Consider the following 15,446-nt stretch of genomic DNA (forward strand, 5'->3'; position numbering starts at 1 on the left):
TGTCGTGGTAAGCAGCAGTTGCATGGATTGCCGGGAGTGTGGCGCGTCAATATGACACTCCACACTCTAAGCCATTACATCAGTGCTTCAGGCGTTCGTTGTATGCCGTCATCACTTCACGCAGATGTTGTTCGTCCAACGTTTTCGGCGTGGCGCTGTGCACAATGAACGGATCCTCGTATACCATGCCAACGCGGTGCGCCATGCTCTTGAACGGCAGCAAGAACTGATCCATCGTCACACCCTGGCGTCCTTCAAACTGGTAGGTTTCTTCAGAGCCTCCCGTGGTCACGGCCACCATCAGATGCTTGCCTTCCAGCTGGTGCGTTCCTGCGTACGCCCAGCCCATCGTCAGCACATCGTCCTCCCATTGCTTGAGCAGGGCAGGGGAGCTGTACCAGTACAGCGGGAACTGAAGAACAATGCGGTCGTTCGCCTCCGTCAACTGCTGTTCCGCAGCTACATCCACATGGAAATCGGGGTACAGCGCGTACATGTCGCGCACCGTCACGTCGTCTCCCGAGGCCTGTGCGGCGCGCATCAGCGCCTTGTTGGCGAGGGATTTGTCCAGGTTCGGATGGAATACCATTACGGATGTTTTCATGGTCGCTTACTCCTTATATTCCTTACATGTCACGGGCAAATTTTCTCCGGCGATTGTAAAACGCGCAAAGGCGCCGCGCCAGAACGATTTGCATGTGGGTGATATGGGAATATTCCGGCGCGGCGCGTCATTTCTTGCACGATCTTGCTTAGTCGCGCTTAATCTCGTTCAATTTTGGTACTACGCGACCCCAATGCGCGGTCGAGCGCCATCAACAGGTAGCCGAACACAATAAAGGCGACCAACAAAATGAGAATCCAGCGGATCACGCCGCTTACGCCCTGCTGGCCCGGATCAAGGAAGAAGTAGGGATACAGGTTTTCCGCGGTAGGGAAGACGGCCGCACGAATATAGACGAACGCCACGAACAGGAGCGGAAAAATCGTGGAAATCAGCGGGTATGTCCAGTTCGCCGCACCATGGCGGTAGAACGCGATCCAGTCGGCCGTGAACAGCAGCGGCAGCACCATATGGAACAGAATGCACGTGATCTGGTAATTGTCGAGCGGATCACGGTCGGGTGCGCCCGCGAGGATGAAATTGAACACGCAGAACGTGAGCAGAATGGCGATCGTGGAAATGAATTTCAAAAGCGGGGAGAGTTTGACGAAACCGTCACCTTTGCGGCGTGCCGTCTGGATAAGCTCAGCCAGCATGATGCCGAAGCACAGATAGTTGGAGAGGTTCGTGAAATACGTGTAGAACGTGCCGTCAAAATCGGCTTCATACAATCCGAAACTGCCGAAGATGCCGACAATGCCAAGCGCCACGTAGAAGCTTTGGACAATGAGTTGCGCGGTGCGATTCGTGGACATGAATTCCTTTCATAGAGGACAGGGCCTGAAAATCTTGCGATTTCCGCACCCATAGTAGGGTGGGGTCTGCCGCGCCGCGCGGCCGCGTTCTTATCGTGATCGTTTTTGCAAGACCGTTTTTTCTCATGATGAACGTCCAATTTCCCCAAGGACGGAACCAACCCGTGAAATTTACAATGGTGCTGAAACGTTTCAAATCCATTGTTCACTTCTATACCGGATTTTCGCCAGGGAGACGGAAATCTACGTCTTGATTCTTTTTCAAGAGGGGAAACGATTATGTCTACGGAACTTCGCGACAACCATATGATTGCGCTGGGCAAGAACCGCCATGAAACGATGCGCCACCCGCATCTCGACCGCACGGCCATCAGCCCGTACGACTGCTACTGCGACGGCTACGGCATGCCGGGCGCCTACGGCAACGGTTATGTCAACATTCTTAAGGTCAGCTGCGGCGTGGTCGACAAGACCGACGACGCCCTGATCGACGGCATCGTCACCTACGACAAGGCCGAATGCGCCGACGCCTATGTCGGCCAGATCAACATGCTGACGGCTTCCTCCTTCTGCGGCGTCATGGGCCAGATCTGGGGCCACGATCTCGCCGTGCACGAGGACATTCGCAACAACCGCATCAACCCGCTGTTCACGGAGCACCAGTTCGACGGCTCCGAGCTGCCCGTCTATGACGCCAAGCCACTGCTGGACGCCGGCATCGAGCTGTTCGGTACCGACAAGGACCGCCGTTACCACCCGGCTCCGGGCGCCCATGTGATCTGCGCCAACAAGGGCGTCACGGCGTACCGTCCGAAGGAAAACCGTCCGCTTGAGGACGGCGAAGGCTACGGCGTGTGGTCCTTCATCGCCATCTCGCTGTCCAACGACCGCGACTACTGCGCCGACCTGTTCATTGAGGACGCCGGCGTGTGGACCGAAAACGACAACGAAGAGGACATGAAGGCGTGGCTCGACGAGCACCGCAAGGAAATCGTGTGGTCCGTTGTCGAGTGCGGCCGCGATTCGGGCGTCCTGTTCGACCGCACGTACGTGGGCTACAACTACGTGATGATGAAGCCGAACCAGATCGGCAACGCCATCACCGTGGGCCCATACGTCACGCTCGCGCGTAACGCCGTCCCGGATGCCGGCTTCGGCGCACTCAACAACATGACCATCAACGAATGGTTGGACGAACAGGGATTTGAGTCGCTTACCGGCTTAAAGTAAACAGCAAAGGCAGTATTATGACTACGTCAACTTCCCAGCCGAAGGCTGCTGCCGCCAAGGGCTCCTCGGATGTGCAGAAGTCGGACGGTTCCGGCCAAAGCCAGACCAAAAAGGTGGGCCTGATCGGCCTGATCGCCATTGTGATCTCCGCCATGGTGGGCGGCGGCATTTACGATTTGCCGCAGAACATGGCCGTGTCCGCGTCCGCGGGCGGCCAGATCATCGCGTGGGGCATCACGGCCATCGGCATGTGGTTCATCGCCAACACGTTCCGCATCCTCGCGCAGGCGCGCCCGGACATGAAGAACGGTTTGTACACTTACGCGTACAAGGGATTCGGCAAGTTCGTGGGATTCCTCATTTCCTACGGTTACTGGATCTGCAACTGCTTCGCTCTCGTGGCGTACGGCGTGCTCATCATGTCCACGCTGAACTTCTTCTTCCCGGGCAAGTTCGCGGGCGGCAACAACATCGCCTCGATTATTGGCGCTTCCGTCATTTCGTGGATCATGCTGCTGCTGGCGCTGCGTGGCGCCAAGTCGGGCGCGTTCCTGAACATCATCGGTACCATCGGCAAGATCGTGCCCGTGCTCGTGTTCATTGTGGCCATGATGACGATCTTCAAGTTCTCGCAGTTCGCCATCGGCTTCTGGGGCATGACGAAGGCCGGCGTGCCGATGCACTTCGACTTCGGCAACGTCATGGGGCAGGTTTCGAGTACCATGCTCGTCACGCTCTGGCTGTTCATTGGCATTGAAGGCGCGGTTGTGGTCTCCGGCGAGGCGCGCAGCCAGAAGGACGTGGCCAAGTCCACGACGATCGGCTACCTGGTGATCCTCGTGCTCTACGTGCTCGTGTCGCTGCTGCCGCTTGGCGTGTACGACTACCGCGAAGTCGGTGCAATGCAGAATCCTTCCATGGCCGTGATCATGGCGCAAAAGTTCGGCGAATGGGGTTCCGACCTCGTGAACGTGGGCGTGATCATTTCCGTGCTGTCCTCGTGGCTCGTATGGATGATCATGCTCGGCCAGATGCCGCTGTTCGCCGCACGTGACGGCATTTTCCCGGAACGTTTCGGCAAGCAGAACAAGCATGGCGCCCCGTCCACGTCGCTGATCTGGACGGCCATCATCACGCAGGTCATCTTCGTGCTGTGCTACTTCGTAAGCGGCAACGCGTGGAATACGATGATCTCCATCACCTCCGTGATGGCCATGCCATGCTACCTGTTGTGCTGTGCGTTCTTGTGGAAGATCGCGCTCAAGGACCCGTGGCCCAAGGGCATCCGCTTCTCCAAGAAGAACGGTATCGCTACCGGTGTGATCGGCACGATTTTCGCGCTCTACCTGGTGTATTCGGCCGGTCTCAACTATTTGATGATCGCCTGCATCCTGTACGCGATCGGCATTCCGCTGTTCATTGTGGGCCGTCGCGAACATGAAAAGGGCACGAAGGTGTTCGACCTGTTCACCAAGTGGGAGAAGGTGCTCGCGGTGCTCATCATTATTGTGGGCATCATCGGCATCTTCTACACCGTCAAGAGCGGCGTGTTCGTTTCCTAATCGGCATCCGCTTGACTGAAAACGGGATTACTGACGTATTATCCGCCGGTAATCCCGTTTTTATTGGTTCGTACTTTCCATTTTTTGTGCGGCATGCCGCATGGCTGGACCTTGAATTGTTACGATGCTCGCATGACAGACAAACGTGCTCTTATTATTGTGGACGTCCAGCCCACGTTTTGTGAAGGCGGCGAGCTGGGGGGTGGATGGCGGCAACGCCGTGGCGCAGGCCATTCATGATTTCGTGGTGCGCAACCGCGACTGTTACGATCTGATTGTCACGACGCAGGATTGGCATATCGAGCCGGGGCGCCATTGGTCGGAGGATCCCGACTATGTGGACACGTGGCCCGTTCACGGCAAAGCCGGGTCGGCCAACGCGCAGCTGCATGCGTGCATCAAAGACCTCAATATCGATCACCATATGAAAAAAGGGCAGTACAGCGCGGCCTATTCGGGATTCGAAGGCGTGGAAGACAATTCTGACGCCGTCCCCACGCGCGAGGAAGTGGACGCTATGGCTTCCCGTACGCTCGAACGCTTGCTGCGCGACCATGGTGTTACTGACGTGGACATCGTGGGCATCGCCTTGTCCCATTGCGTGAAAGACACCGCGCTGGACGCGCAACGCTTGGGATTTGCGACGCGTGTGTACACGGATCTGAGCGTGCCCGTCAGCCCGGAACTGGGCGAGCTTGCGCTCGACCAGTTGCGGGACGCGGGTGTGATCTTGGTGGAAGGCGCCGATTCCACGCTTTAGTTGCCGGCGGGTTGGGTGACGGCCGATCCTTGTGAGGACGGCCTCGCCCGCCGGATCCTCGAGACGGCCAGTCCCAGGCAGATGAATGTCGCGCCGGAAAGCGCCACCAATGCGAGATTTGCGGCCCAACCGGCAAGACTGTAGCTCCCACCTGTACCATTCAACGCTTCAATGGATTGATAGAACCACCATCCGGGAGTGAACTTGCCAATAGCGATCATGGCAGCCGGCATCATCGATACGGGGAACGCCATGCCGGACGTGAACATGACCACATCCAGTTCGGGAAGCGGGCGCCCGTCCTGGAGCGCCTGTGCCATATGTTGCACGTATCCGTCGGGAACCATGACGAGCAGGTCCACGTAGTTGGACGCTACGGCATGCTGCAAATCCTCGTCGCTGGATCCGACATGGACATGTCGCAATCGTGCGCCAGGAATGTTTGCAAGGACGTTGAGAAACCGGCACCATCCGTACCGCGGTCGACCACGGCCACCGTGGGACGTACCGAATCGTAGGTGGTGGACGTGTCCGCTTTGGCGTTTTGTTGGGCGAAACTCCAGCTCAGGCCGAACATCATGCAACTGAGCGCAACCACATAAATGAGGATCATGACCCGCTTGGCCAGTAACACCCGAATCGTGGTATTAAAGGTGTTCATATCGCTGCCTCCTCAGGAACGCGGTGGCCGCCGCAAGACAGAGCACCGTCATGGCCAGCAGAATGATGATGGTGCGCCAGAATGGTTCATACGAGTCGTAGTAGAGGATGTCGTAGAACAAGTTCGTGATTTGCTGGGCCGGATTGATGATGGCGAGCGCCGGCGCGTCCCGTTGGATCGTTTCACTCAGACGCATGGCCGGTGATCCGTACAGGCCCGTGAACAGCGAGCATACGCACGCCAAGGCCGTGGACAGTCCGATTTTGGTGCCCGTGACCTCGTTCAGGATGGACAACGAGATGGGCAGGCTCGCGCCGTTGGTCGCATTGCCTGCGTCGGAAACGGTGGTGCGGCTAATGACGGTGTGCATCATGCCTTCGCCGTCCACTTGCACATAGCCGTGCACGGATGGGTCGGCGTTGATCAGTGTTTGCGCTTGCGTTGCGGTGTCTACCGGCTGCAAAACGAGCAGATCGCGCAATTCGCTCGCTTCACCGGCCTGCGCCGTTTGCTCGGGAAGCGCTTGGCATGCTAGCGTTTCCATAGAATCGCGTTCCAGGGATCGCAACAGTTGGCGTGCTGCCGTCGCGTTACAGAACGCGTGGTCGGTCACGGCCGCGAACCGCATGGGCTCCACATGGTATTGCTTGTCGAGGTTGCCGAACATGCCCATAAACATGGTGGAAAGCACGATGGGGAAGCAAAACATCCAGAATACTGCGGATTTCGCCCGCAAGTTGATTTTCAGGGTGGTGATGAAAGTGGTCCACATGATGTCCTCTTTCCGGGTGTCGCTCAATCGCGCAGCGTGGTGCCCGTGAGCGCCAGAAACACGTCATTGAGTGTGGGGGAGTGCGAACTGATGTGGTCGACGGGAATATTGTGCTCGCGCAAGGTTTGCAGCACGTCGATCAGATTGTGGTCTCCTTGCACGCAGGTGACGGCGAGCGTGTCGTCCTTGAACGCCACATCCTGTACATTGGGCAGCTGCTTCAACGCCTCGATGGCGACCGCACGGGCCTGGACGTCCGTGGACAACGAGGGTGTTTCCACATTGATGCGCTCGCCGACATCCACCATGCGTTTGAGTTCCTCATCCGTGCCGAACGCGATCTGGTGGCCATGGTCGATGATCTGGACGCGGTCGCAAATGCGTTCAACCTCTTCCATGTAATGCGTCGTGTATACGACGGTCGAGCCGCGCTTGTTGAGCTGCCGGATGCCTTCCAAAATCGCGTTGCGGCTTTGCGGATCCACGGCGACCGTGGGCTCATCGAAGAAAATGAGATCGGGCTGGTGCACCACGCCGCATGCGATATTCAAACGCCGCAACATGCTGCCGGAAAGTTTGCGTGGACGGTAGGCGCGATAATCGTTCAATCCCACAAACTGAACCGCTTCCTCGACAAGCTGGCGCCGACGCGCTTTATGCGGCACGTACAGGGAACAGAAATAGTCGATGTTCTCTTCCACCGTCAGCTCGTTGAACACGGCCACATCTTGCGGCACCATGCCGATACGCCGCTTGAGCGCGTAGCTCGTGGGCGTCATCGGCTCGCCAAAAATGCGGATCGTGCCCGACTCGTAGGCGAGCAGGCCAAGAATGCAATTGATGGCCGTGCTTTTCCCTGATCCGTTCGGACCCAGCAATCCGTAAATTTCCCCGCGGCGCACCTGCATGGACAGGTAGTCGAGCGCAAGATTGTCGCCATAACGTTTGACCAAATCGTTGACCATAATGGCCGGCGTGGGCTGCGAAGCCGCGGAAGATCCAGAGGCCGGCCGCTGTTGCGTAATGTTCATAATGCCATCATGCGTGAAAATCATGTGGCGACATAGTGCTTTTCCTCCCGATTTGCGCCCATAATAGTGACGAATGTCACCGGCACCAGCGAGCGCAGTATGGTTGGCTGGAACATAGGGTGCACTGGCGGGAGAGGAGCGGACAGATGGCACTGATGGCGTTGCATATCCCGCTGCTCGCGCTGTGCGTGCTCGTCGCCATGCAAGCGGGCATCGCTGTGGCCATACCACTGGTCGCGGGACTGCTCGCATGCGTATGCGCCACCGCGCTTGGCATGGTTGCGCGAGGAGCTTGGCGCACCGCCTGCCATCTCGTGTTTTCACTGGCCTGCATAATGGTGGAACCGTGGCTGGTGTTCCTGCCCGTGGCCGGCGCGGACATGGCGTTCTTCGCGGCATGCGGCATGAGGAAACCACATGATGCACGCCGAAGGCCGGGGGCATATTCTGGTTGCGGCAGTACCGTTGATATGCGCCGGGATTGGCGTCGTGGGCCGCCCCAGCCGGGATTCATGGCGTGGACCGTAGGCGTATTCACGTTGTTGTCCTCGCTTACCGGATACCTGGTGAGCGAGGCCCGAACGCAGGCGAAGCATTGGCGGGCGCTCGCCGACGGCCAGCGTGAACGGTTGCGCTTGTCTCATATGCGCCTCGACGACATGAGGGCGGGGCGCGGCGAGGATTTGCGGCGGGCACGCATGGAAGAACAGGTGCGCATCGCGCGCGAGATCCACGACAATGTGGGCCATACGTTGACCAGCGCCATCATGCTGGTACAGGCGAACCAGGTGGTGGCCACGGCGCAAGGGGACACCGCTTTTGCATATTTCACATGCGCGTTCCTATGAGGAACCTCAGTTCATATGGTGCTTATCCATTTTCTGCGAGAAAATGTTGCGCACCGCTTCGGCCATCTTCGTGCGCGTTTCCTCGGACACGGGACCGTTTTCCGTAAACTTCTTGTACAGGTCGGGATGTTCGCTGGCCACCTTTTCAATGGTTTTCGTGATGGCGTGGTTGCGTACGACGGACGGGATCTTGCTGACTAGGTCCTCGGGGACAAGAGACATGATCTTGTCGATGGTCGCTTGGTCAATCTTGGCTTCCGGCAGGCTCTGCTGAATCTTTTCCTGGGCCTGCTTTACAAAATCTGGTAGTTCCATAGAAGCTCCTCAATAAGATCGATTAGTTCCTTGCAGTGTACGCCATGTCGTATGGTTGACGATTGCGCAATAAGAAGAATTACGCCGTGGCGCCCGTCACGTGCGGCTCGCGGTCGGCGCCCGGATGGTTGCGGAGGAACATGATGGCGCCTTGGACGGCGATCAGCGCCGCGCAAATCCAGCGTGTATACAGGAACGCGGTATCCACATGGGCGATGTCCATATGGAACGCGTACGCGGACATGGCCGTGGCGTCGTTGTGCAATACGAATAGCGACACGAGCGCAAGCACAATGACGAGAATCGTCTGGCCCGCCACAATGCCCGTGCCGATCGTTTTCTGCGACGAAAGCGCGGCGTCCACATCCGAAAGCTGGGACTGCTTGCGGAACGTGCCGCTGACGAGCGCGTCGCCCGTCTGGGACAGGAAGCCGATGGCGAGAACGGCGATGGCGTCCGTAATCGTGTTGGGAATCGCGAACACGGCCAGCGCAATGATCATGCCGAGCGTCAGGATGTGCTTGATGTTGCGGTCCTGCAGCGCGTTGATGACTTTGGCTCCGGCGATCATCGCGATGAACTGGCCGAGGAATTGCAGGCCGTTAATGAGAAGCACGGCGGGAATGTTGTTGCATGCGATGTAGTAAAAGACGTTGAACAGCACCACCATGATGAGTACTTCGTTGTAGTACACGCCATGGTAGTTGAACGCCTGCTTGGGCAGGTATTTGGTGAACACGTTGACGACGACCATGATGATGGCTGCGAGCACCATGATGACAATGATGTCGGCCGCGCCCGCTGTCTGCTTGAACAGGCGCACGAAGAACGCGATGAGCAGCATCAGCAGTGCCGGAATGCCATAACGGATGTCGCCAGTATGGGGCTGGAACAGCGAGCGGTTCTTTGCGTCCTGGTCCACCTTGAATCCTTGCAACGTGAGCAGCGCGATCACGGCCATGGCGATGTAGACGGCGATAATGGTGGTTTCCAGTTTGCCCTGGGCGCCAAGGATAAGGAACGAGAATATCGTCATGATGGCGAAGCCCATAAGGTTGGCATGCTGGTAGGGGAATCGGCCGAGCTTGAGCATTTCGGATTTGACTGTGCGGTACATGGTGCCGAAAATGGAGCTGCCGAAACCGATAAGGATGCCGGAGATGTCATAGCAGATGATCGACAGGTGCCCGAACCAGCATACGACGGCGCCCACAATGACGATCCATGCGCTGATCTGCGCGAGCCGGTACGGGTTGTTGACCTCACCGAAGATGCCGAGCGTGAATTCGCCCATCTTGTTGAACGCGTAGAACAGCACGAATGGCAGCACGTACGTGAACGCACCCTCATGGGCGATAAACGACGTGACGAAAATGAACAGCGGAATCATTGGCACGCCACTGATGGCGGCCTCGGTAATCCATACGCCCCAATGTTTCAGTGTTTGCAAAGCGCCTCCTCGAATAACCAGCCAATGATGTTCAGTGTAAGGCGCCGCGGGCGCGCGCGGCCGGTTGTTCGAGTGAGGCGAAGCGATGAAGAAACTGGAAGCGCTAGAACTCGCGCGTGCGATACAGGCGGACGGACAGCATGCAGGAGAGCGCGTAGACAATCGATGCGCCCGCGAATACCGCGAACGCGTCGGGCACGCTGACCAGCCATTCCAACGCGGAGGAGACAAGCGTCAGGTCGGATTCCTCAAGCGCGCTCCATCCCATCATGATGACAACCATGAAAATGACCGGAACATACCGGATTGCGCGCGTAAACCCCATTTTCACCACGAACGGCAGCATGATGGCGAGCCCCACGAGGGCCGCGGCCAGCGAGAGCGCGGCGACGATGAACAATTCGGCCGCGGGGAATCCGGCGGGCATCTGGAATGCCCCGGCACCGTCTTGTCCGGCCATGTCCATCGCGAGCGCCACCATGCATGTGATAAGGAAAGCGCCGAAACCGCACACCAACCCGAGCAATCCCAGCAACGCGATACTCGCATACCGGCCTACGACCACGGTGCGCCTCGAGAGCGGCAACGTGAGTCGGAACGATTGCCATCCGTTCGTTTCGTCGGCCGCCAACAGCGACATCATCATGGAGAACGGCAACGCGACTGCGCACACCGTAATGCCCACGATCCAACTGCCGATACCGAACGCCACGAACGCTCCCACCGCCATGGTCAGCAACGCCTGGCGCACGAGCGAATGGCGCAACGACAAGAAATCGGAACGAACCATCATTCTCATAATGCCGATCCTTCCAACATGAGGTTGATATACGCGTCCAGCGTGGCATGTTCCACGGGAATGCCGGGGAATTGTCGCGCGAAGGCGAAGCGGTCGGGGACCAGCAGCATGGTTTCCATCGGCATCGCCAGCGTCCGCAGCGCGCTGGACTTGTAAAATCCGCTGGATGCCACCGTCTCCACATCCTTGGCGCGGCAATGCGCAATGCCCGCAATATCGCAAATTTGCGACTTTTCCACCGCGAACACCACATGGCCCGCGTCAATGCAGACAATGTAGTCGGCCAGACGTTCCAGGTCGGTGGTGATGTGGCTGGTGATGAGCATGCCCGTACTGTCGGTCATCGAAGCGGCCAACGTGTCGAGCACCGTGTTGCGTGACAGGGGATCGAGCCCGGCTGTGGGTTCGTCAAGCATGAGCAGGGACGCATGGTGGCTGAGCGCGCACGCGACTTGCAGTTTCATGCCCATGCCGCGGGATAATTCGTGGACGGCATTGCCTTGGGGAAGGTTGAAAGCGTGCAGCAGCCGCATGTAGGTTCCGCCGTCCCATTCGCGGTACGCATCCGCCAACAGTTTGCCGATATCCGTGGCGGTGGCGTCCTGCATGAATGGCAACGTGTCGAACACCACGCCCATGCGCTCATGGGATTGGGTGACGGCCGCGTCTTCCGACATGGACAGGCGCCTGCCAAACAGCTCGATAGATCCCGCGTCCGCATGTGCCAGTCCCAACACGCATTTCATCAACGTGGTTTTTCCCGAACCGTTGACGCCCACCAGCCCCACGATGGCCCCCGCGGGAACACAAAGATCCACGTGGTCCAAAGCAAAATCGGCGTACCGTTTGCACAATCCGCGTACGGACAGGAGCGGATTGGCCGTACCGGCCCATTGCGCGTCCATGCCACACCAACCTTTCGGTCCAGTTTCCGAACTCAAGCGCGCGCGCCGTGCTCGATCTCGTCGCTGACAAGATCAAGCAGATCATGCAGCTCGCTTTTGCGCACGCCCGCCTCACGCGCTTCGGCGACGGCCTGCGTCAGCAGTTTCTCCACGTTGCGAATGCGTTCTTCGCGCAGGAATTCCGCATTCCCTCCGCTGACAAAACTGCCGCGGCCCTGCACCGAATCGATAAAACCGTCGCGTTCCAGCTCCTCGTAGGCGCGCTTTGTGGTGATCACGCTGATGTGCAGCGTGTTGGCCAGCTGGCGGATCGAGGGAAGGCGCTCGCCTTCCGTAAGCTCGCCCGACATGATCAGTGCGCGTATCTGTGAGGAGATCTGCTCGTAGATCGGTTTATCACTCGAGTTCGAGACGATAATTTCCAACATAGAAGTCTTCCATAGATATAAGTGTTTATAAACAATATATACACTATATATAATGTTGGATCTCGTCAACCTGTTGGTGTGTTTGTCTCATTTCAAATGTTCCGCGACGAAACGATCGGCGTCCGACAGATTGACATGGCAATATCCGCCGGGATTCTTGACCAAATAATCCTGATGGTACGTTTCCGCGGCAAAAAAGTTGCGCAACGGGCCGCACTCGATGGCGACAGGTTCGCCGACACATTCCGCCAGATCGTCCAGGAATTCGCGGACGACCGGTTCGTCGACAGGATCGGTCCAATATATTCCCGTACGGTACTGCGTGCCGCGATCGTTGCCCTGCCGGTTGACGAGCGTCGGATCGATCGTGCGCGAGTACGCTTCCAAAATAAGCGGCAGCGAGATGACGGAAGGATCGTACGTGAGCCGGACCGTTTCCGCCGCTCCCGTAAGGCCGCTGCACACCTGTTGGTACGACGGATGGTCGATTGCGGAATTCGCATATCCGACTTGCGTGTCCACAATGCCCGGAATGCGCTGGAAATACGCCTGCGTTCCCCAGAAACAACCGCCCGCCACATAAATTTCCCGCAGATTCATGAATCCTCTTTTCCTTAGAACAAGACCCGTTCATAATCAATCCTGGCGGCGATTGGGGGATTCCCGGTTCCACCAAACATTCACGACGGTGGAATACTGTTACGGTACCCGCGCTTTTTCGCTAGGGTGGGGGCATGACACAGCAACCTGTTTCCATTCCCGAACCACGTCCCATGCCCATGCCTGCACAAGCGCGGCCCATGGGGCAACCGGTGCCGCCCAATCCGGACGCGGCCGTATCGGTTCGCGGCCTGTATAAACGGTTCAATGAGAAAGTGGCGGTCAACGGGCTTTCACTCGACATTCCCGTAGGGTCGTTCTACGGCCTGGTCGGACCCAACGGGGCGGGCAAAACCACGACGATCACCATGATGACGGGCATGCTCAAACCCGATGCCGGCACCGCCATGGTGCTCGGCCATGACGAGTGGAGCGATGTGAACCGCGCCAAACAAAGTCTCGGCCTCATGCCGCAACCCGACCAGATTTTCGACCTGTTAAGCGGCATACAGCTGCTCACGTACGCGGGAATGCTGCGGGGGCTGTCGCGCGCGGAAGTGATGCGGCGCGCCAAAGACTTGCTTGTCGCCTTCGACCTGACCGAGGCGGCGCACAAGTCCGTCTCCGACTATTCGGCCGGCATGACGAAGAAAATCTGTTTGGCGAGCGCCATGATCCACAACCCGCCCATCCTTGTGCTCGACGAACCGTTTGAAGCGGTCGACCCGATTTCCAGCGCCAATATCAGGGACATCCTGCAAGAGTATGTGACCGCAGGCGGCACGGTGATCATCTCCTCACATGTCATGGCGCTGGTCGAGAAAATGTGCACGCATGTGGCAATCATCAACCACGGGCAAATCGCCGCCGCCGGAACCGTGGAACAGGTCGCCAACGGTGGGGACCTGGAAGAACGGTTCCTGCAACTTGTGGGAGGACGCCATGGGGCCGCCCGTTTGGCGTGGCTCGACGCCGGGCGTGACCATGGTGAAGCGTCCGCAAGCCGACACGAGGGAGGCGAACGATGATTGCGACATTGGCCCGTTTGCGCTGGACGCTCACGTTGCGCGCGTTCACCACATCGCCATGGCAGATCGTGGCCTACGTGCTGGCGGTATTGATGGGAAGCGGATGCGTGGGCGCGGCGGTAGTGGCCGCGGTAGTGCTCGGACAAGGGCCCGCGCTGGGCGGCGACAGCGCCACCTGGCTCCATGCGTTGCGTGCCGTCATGGTGTGCTGCGGCACAGCCATGCTGCTCGTGATCGCACTGCTGCAAATCATGGTGCTCGGCGAAGGTTCGAGCATGACGCTGCGCAAATTCGAAATATACGGCATTCCCGACACGCGATTGCAAATGGGCTTGACCGTCGCGGGACTGTGTGGACTGCCGTCCATCGTGGGAACGCTCGCGCTGCTGTGCTGGGCGCCCGGATACCGCTGGATGGGAACAGCGGCGGTCCTCAGCGCCACGCTCGCCGCGCCGCTTATCATTGTCACGTTCATGTTCCTGTGCAAAGCCGTGACGGCGCTCGCCACCACGCTGGTGCGCTCGCAGCGCGGACGCAACATGTTCTATATCGCGCTGACACTGTTCGTGATCGTCTGCGCGCAGGTCCCCGGCCTCATCCTGAACAACGAAGGCGCGATATCCATACGGATGGAAGACTTTGCGGGCCTGACCAACGTGCTGGGCTGGCTGCCGCTCGGCTCGCTGTTCGCATTGCCGTTTGACGCGCAAGCGGGCCATTGGGGATTATGGGTATTGCGCATCCTTGTCGCGGCGGTGTTCTGCGCCGTATGCTTTGCGGTATCCGTATGGTGCATCCGCCATGAGAGGCTGCTGACCGACCCGGCCGGAGGATACAAGGCCGCCAAAGGCGTGGGCATGTTCGCGCATGTTCCCGACTCGCCTTCGGGAGCCGTGACCGCACGCGTGGCCACCATGCTGCGCAGGGATCCCAGACAAGGCATGATGTTCGTGTTCCCCGTGCTGTTCATCGCGATTTTCGCACTCGAATCGCATGGCGTCAGCGCCGTGGTATGGCAAGCCGTCATCTGGATTGGTTGGGTGTTGTGCATTCCCGAAAGCAACGGGCTGCCTTACGACGGACGCGGATTCGCCATGCAGGTCATTGCGGGGACCTCGGGAAAACAGGACCGCATAGGACGCGTGCGACTGTATGTCGTCATGTTTGTGGCGCTCTACCTGCTGATGGCCGTGGCGATATTCCTCATTACGGGGGATTGGAAAACCGCGCAAGGCGTAGAACAGGGATTGGCGTTCACTGTGATCGGCTTCAGTGCGGCGCTCGCCGCGTTGGGCGTATCCGAATGGTTTTCGACGGTATTCCTCTATCCCGTCCCATCCATTGCCAAACCGTTCTCATCCCCGCAAGGCAGAGTAGCCGCGCAAGGATTCTTCCCGTTCCTGTACATTTTGCTATCCATTGTGGTGATGGCGCCCACGATCGGCGTCGCCATATACGCGCTTGTCGCGCAGGTTTCCGCTTGGACATGGCTGATTTCCGTCGTGGCCGTAGTCAACGGTGCGGGTATTTTGATGCTCGGAACGTGGCTTGGCGCCAAAACGTTGGACAAGCGCGAACTCAAGATCCTGCATACGCTGGAGGAGTTCGCGGCGCTCAGCAAATGAGCGCGCAAGATTG

Annotated in this window: 16 protein-coding genes and 2 pseudogenes; 6 read left to right on the forward strand and 12 right to left on the reverse strand. The window is 58.5% G+C overall.

The genetic code is table 11. The annotated features are described in order from the left end of the window. Positions 1-79 precede the first annotated feature (79 nt). Positions 80-604 carry an NAD(P)H-dependent oxidoreductase gene (locus BMAGN_RS01570; RefSeq protein ID WP_022859672.1) on the reverse strand — a complete coding sequence of 175 codons (525 nt, stop codon included), beginning with the start codon at positions 602-604 and terminating at the stop codon, positions 80-82. 158 nt (positions 605-762) lie between these two features. Beyond that, positions 763-1,419 carry a Pr6Pr family membrane protein gene (locus BMAGN_RS01575; RefSeq protein ID WP_022859673.1) on the reverse strand — a complete coding sequence of 219 codons (657 nt, stop codon included), beginning with the start codon at positions 1,417-1,419 and terminating at the stop codon, positions 763-765. Positions 1,420-1,698: 279 nt separating this feature from the next. Here BMAGN_RS01575 and hdcA point away from each other — a divergent pair, with 279 nt between their 5' ends. The 3 genes and pseudogenes from hdcA (at position 1,699) to BMAGN_RS01590 (ending at position 4,971) form a co-directional block, all read left to right on the forward strand. Continuing rightward, positions 1,699-2,649 carry a histidine decarboxylase, pyruvoyl type gene (gene hdcA / locus BMAGN_RS01580; protein WP_022859674.1) on the forward strand — a complete coding sequence of 317 codons (951 nt, stop codon included), beginning with the start codon at positions 1,699-1,701 and terminating at the stop codon, positions 2,647-2,649. Between the two features lie 17 nt (positions 2,650-2,666). After that, positions 2,667-4,211 (forward strand): basic amino acid/polyamine antiporter, encoded by a 1,545-nt coding sequence (locus BMAGN_RS01585; protein WP_022859675.1) that lies wholly within the window; start codon positions 2,667-2,669, stop codon positions 4,209-4,211. 132 nt (positions 4,212-4,343) lie between these two features. Next, positions 4,344-4,971: pseudogene (locus BMAGN_RS01590) on the forward strand (isochorismatase family protein). Here BMAGN_RS01590 and BMAGN_RS08025 read toward each other — a convergent pair. The 4 genes and pseudogenes from BMAGN_RS08025 to BMAGN_RS01610 all read right to left on the reverse strand — a co-directional run bounded on the left by BMAGN_RS08025 (position 4,968) and on the right by BMAGN_RS01610 (position 7,435). Beyond that, positions 4,968-5,396 carry an ABC transporter permease gene (locus BMAGN_RS08025; RefSeq protein ID WP_238548733.1) on the reverse strand — a complete coding sequence of 143 codons (429 nt, stop codon included), beginning with the start codon at positions 5,394-5,396 and terminating at the stop codon, positions 4,968-4,970. The pseudogene BMAGN_RS01590 and the gene BMAGN_RS08025 sit on opposite strands and share 4 nt — an antisense overlap. Beyond that, complete coding sequence (locus tag BMAGN_RS08495; protein WP_034250235.1) at positions 5,345-5,632, reverse strand: hypothetical protein; 288 nt, start codon at positions 5,630-5,632, stop codon at positions 5,345-5,347. Before BMAGN_RS08495 ends, BMAGN_RS08025 begins: the two co-directional genes overlap by 52 nt. Next, a pseudogene (locus BMAGN_RS08700) lies at positions 5,619-5,900 on the reverse strand (ABC transporter permease); the annotation flags it as partial. The pseudogene BMAGN_RS08700 and the gene BMAGN_RS08495, both read right to left, overlap by 14 nt. A gap of 527 nt (positions 5,901-6,427) precedes the next feature. Then, positions 6,428-7,435: an ABC transporter ATP-binding protein gene (locus BMAGN_RS01610; RefSeq protein ID WP_026501992.1), complete on the reverse strand. Its 1,008-nt coding sequence runs from the start codon at positions 7,433-7,435 to the stop codon at positions 6,428-6,430. Positions 7,436-7,581: 146 nt separating this feature from the next. Here BMAGN_RS01610 and BMAGN_RS01615 point away from each other — a divergent pair, with 146 nt between their 5' ends. Then, entirely contained in the window at positions 7,582-8,283 is a 702-nt protein-coding gene (locus tag BMAGN_RS01615) for a histidine kinase (protein WP_034250238.1), read from the forward strand. Between the two features lie 6 nt (positions 8,284-8,289). Here the strand turns inward: BMAGN_RS01615 and BMAGN_RS01620 are convergent, their stop codons facing one another. From BMAGN_RS01620 to msrA, 6 genes are all read right to left on the reverse strand, one after another. Continuing rightward, positions 8,290-8,598: a hypothetical protein gene (locus BMAGN_RS01620; protein ID WP_022859682.1), complete on the reverse strand. Its 309-nt coding sequence runs from the start codon at positions 8,596-8,598 to the stop codon at positions 8,290-8,292. Positions 8,599-8,677: 79 nt separating this feature from the next. Further along, positions 8,678-10,048 carry a hypothetical protein gene (locus BMAGN_RS07810; RefSeq protein WP_022859683.1) on the reverse strand — a complete coding sequence of 457 codons (1,371 nt, stop codon included), beginning with the start codon at positions 10,046-10,048 and terminating at the stop codon, positions 8,678-8,680. A 103-nt stretch (positions 10,049-10,151) separates the two neighbouring features. Next, a complete protein-coding gene (locus tag BMAGN_RS01630) occupies positions 10,152-10,847 on the reverse strand; it encodes an ABC-2 transporter permease (protein WP_081640856.1) in 696 nt (231 codons plus the stop codon). Continuing rightward, entirely contained in the window at positions 10,844-11,752 is a 909-nt protein-coding gene (locus BMAGN_RS01635; RefSeq protein ID WP_022859685.1) for an ABC transporter ATP-binding protein, read from the reverse strand. The genes BMAGN_RS01630 and BMAGN_RS01635 overlap by 4 nt, the downstream gene beginning before the upstream one ends. Positions 11,753-11,784: 32 nt before the next feature. After that, positions 11,785-12,180 carry a GntR family transcriptional regulator gene (locus BMAGN_RS01640; RefSeq protein ID WP_022859686.1) on the reverse strand — a complete coding sequence of 132 codons (396 nt, stop codon included), beginning with the start codon at positions 12,178-12,180 and terminating at the stop codon, positions 11,785-11,787. An 87-nt stretch (positions 12,181-12,267) separates the two neighbouring features. After that, positions 12,268-12,780: a peptide-methionine (S)-S-oxide reductase MsrA gene (gene msrA, locus BMAGN_RS01645; protein WP_022859687.1), complete on the reverse strand. Its 513-nt coding sequence runs from the start codon at positions 12,778-12,780 to the stop codon at positions 12,268-12,270. 173 nt (positions 12,781-12,953) lie between these two features. On the opposite strand from msrA, the gene BMAGN_RS01650 reads away from it, so the two are divergent. Then, positions 12,954-13,808, forward strand: a complete 855-nt coding sequence (locus BMAGN_RS01650) for an ABC transporter ATP-binding protein (protein WP_081640866.1) — start codon at positions 12,954-12,956, stop codon at positions 13,806-13,808. Next, positions 13,805-15,433, forward strand: a complete 1,629-nt coding sequence (locus BMAGN_RS01655; protein WP_022859689.1) for a hypothetical protein — start codon at positions 13,805-13,807, stop codon at positions 15,431-15,433. The genes BMAGN_RS01650 and BMAGN_RS01655 overlap by 4 nt, the downstream gene beginning before the upstream one ends. Positions 15,434-15,446: the final 13 nt, after the last annotated feature.

It is taken from the genome of Bifidobacterium magnum (assembly GCF_000741255.1).
GTDB classification, from domain to species: domain Bacteria; phylum Actinomycetota; class Actinomycetes; order Actinomycetales; family Bifidobacteriaceae; genus Bifidobacterium; species Bifidobacterium magnum.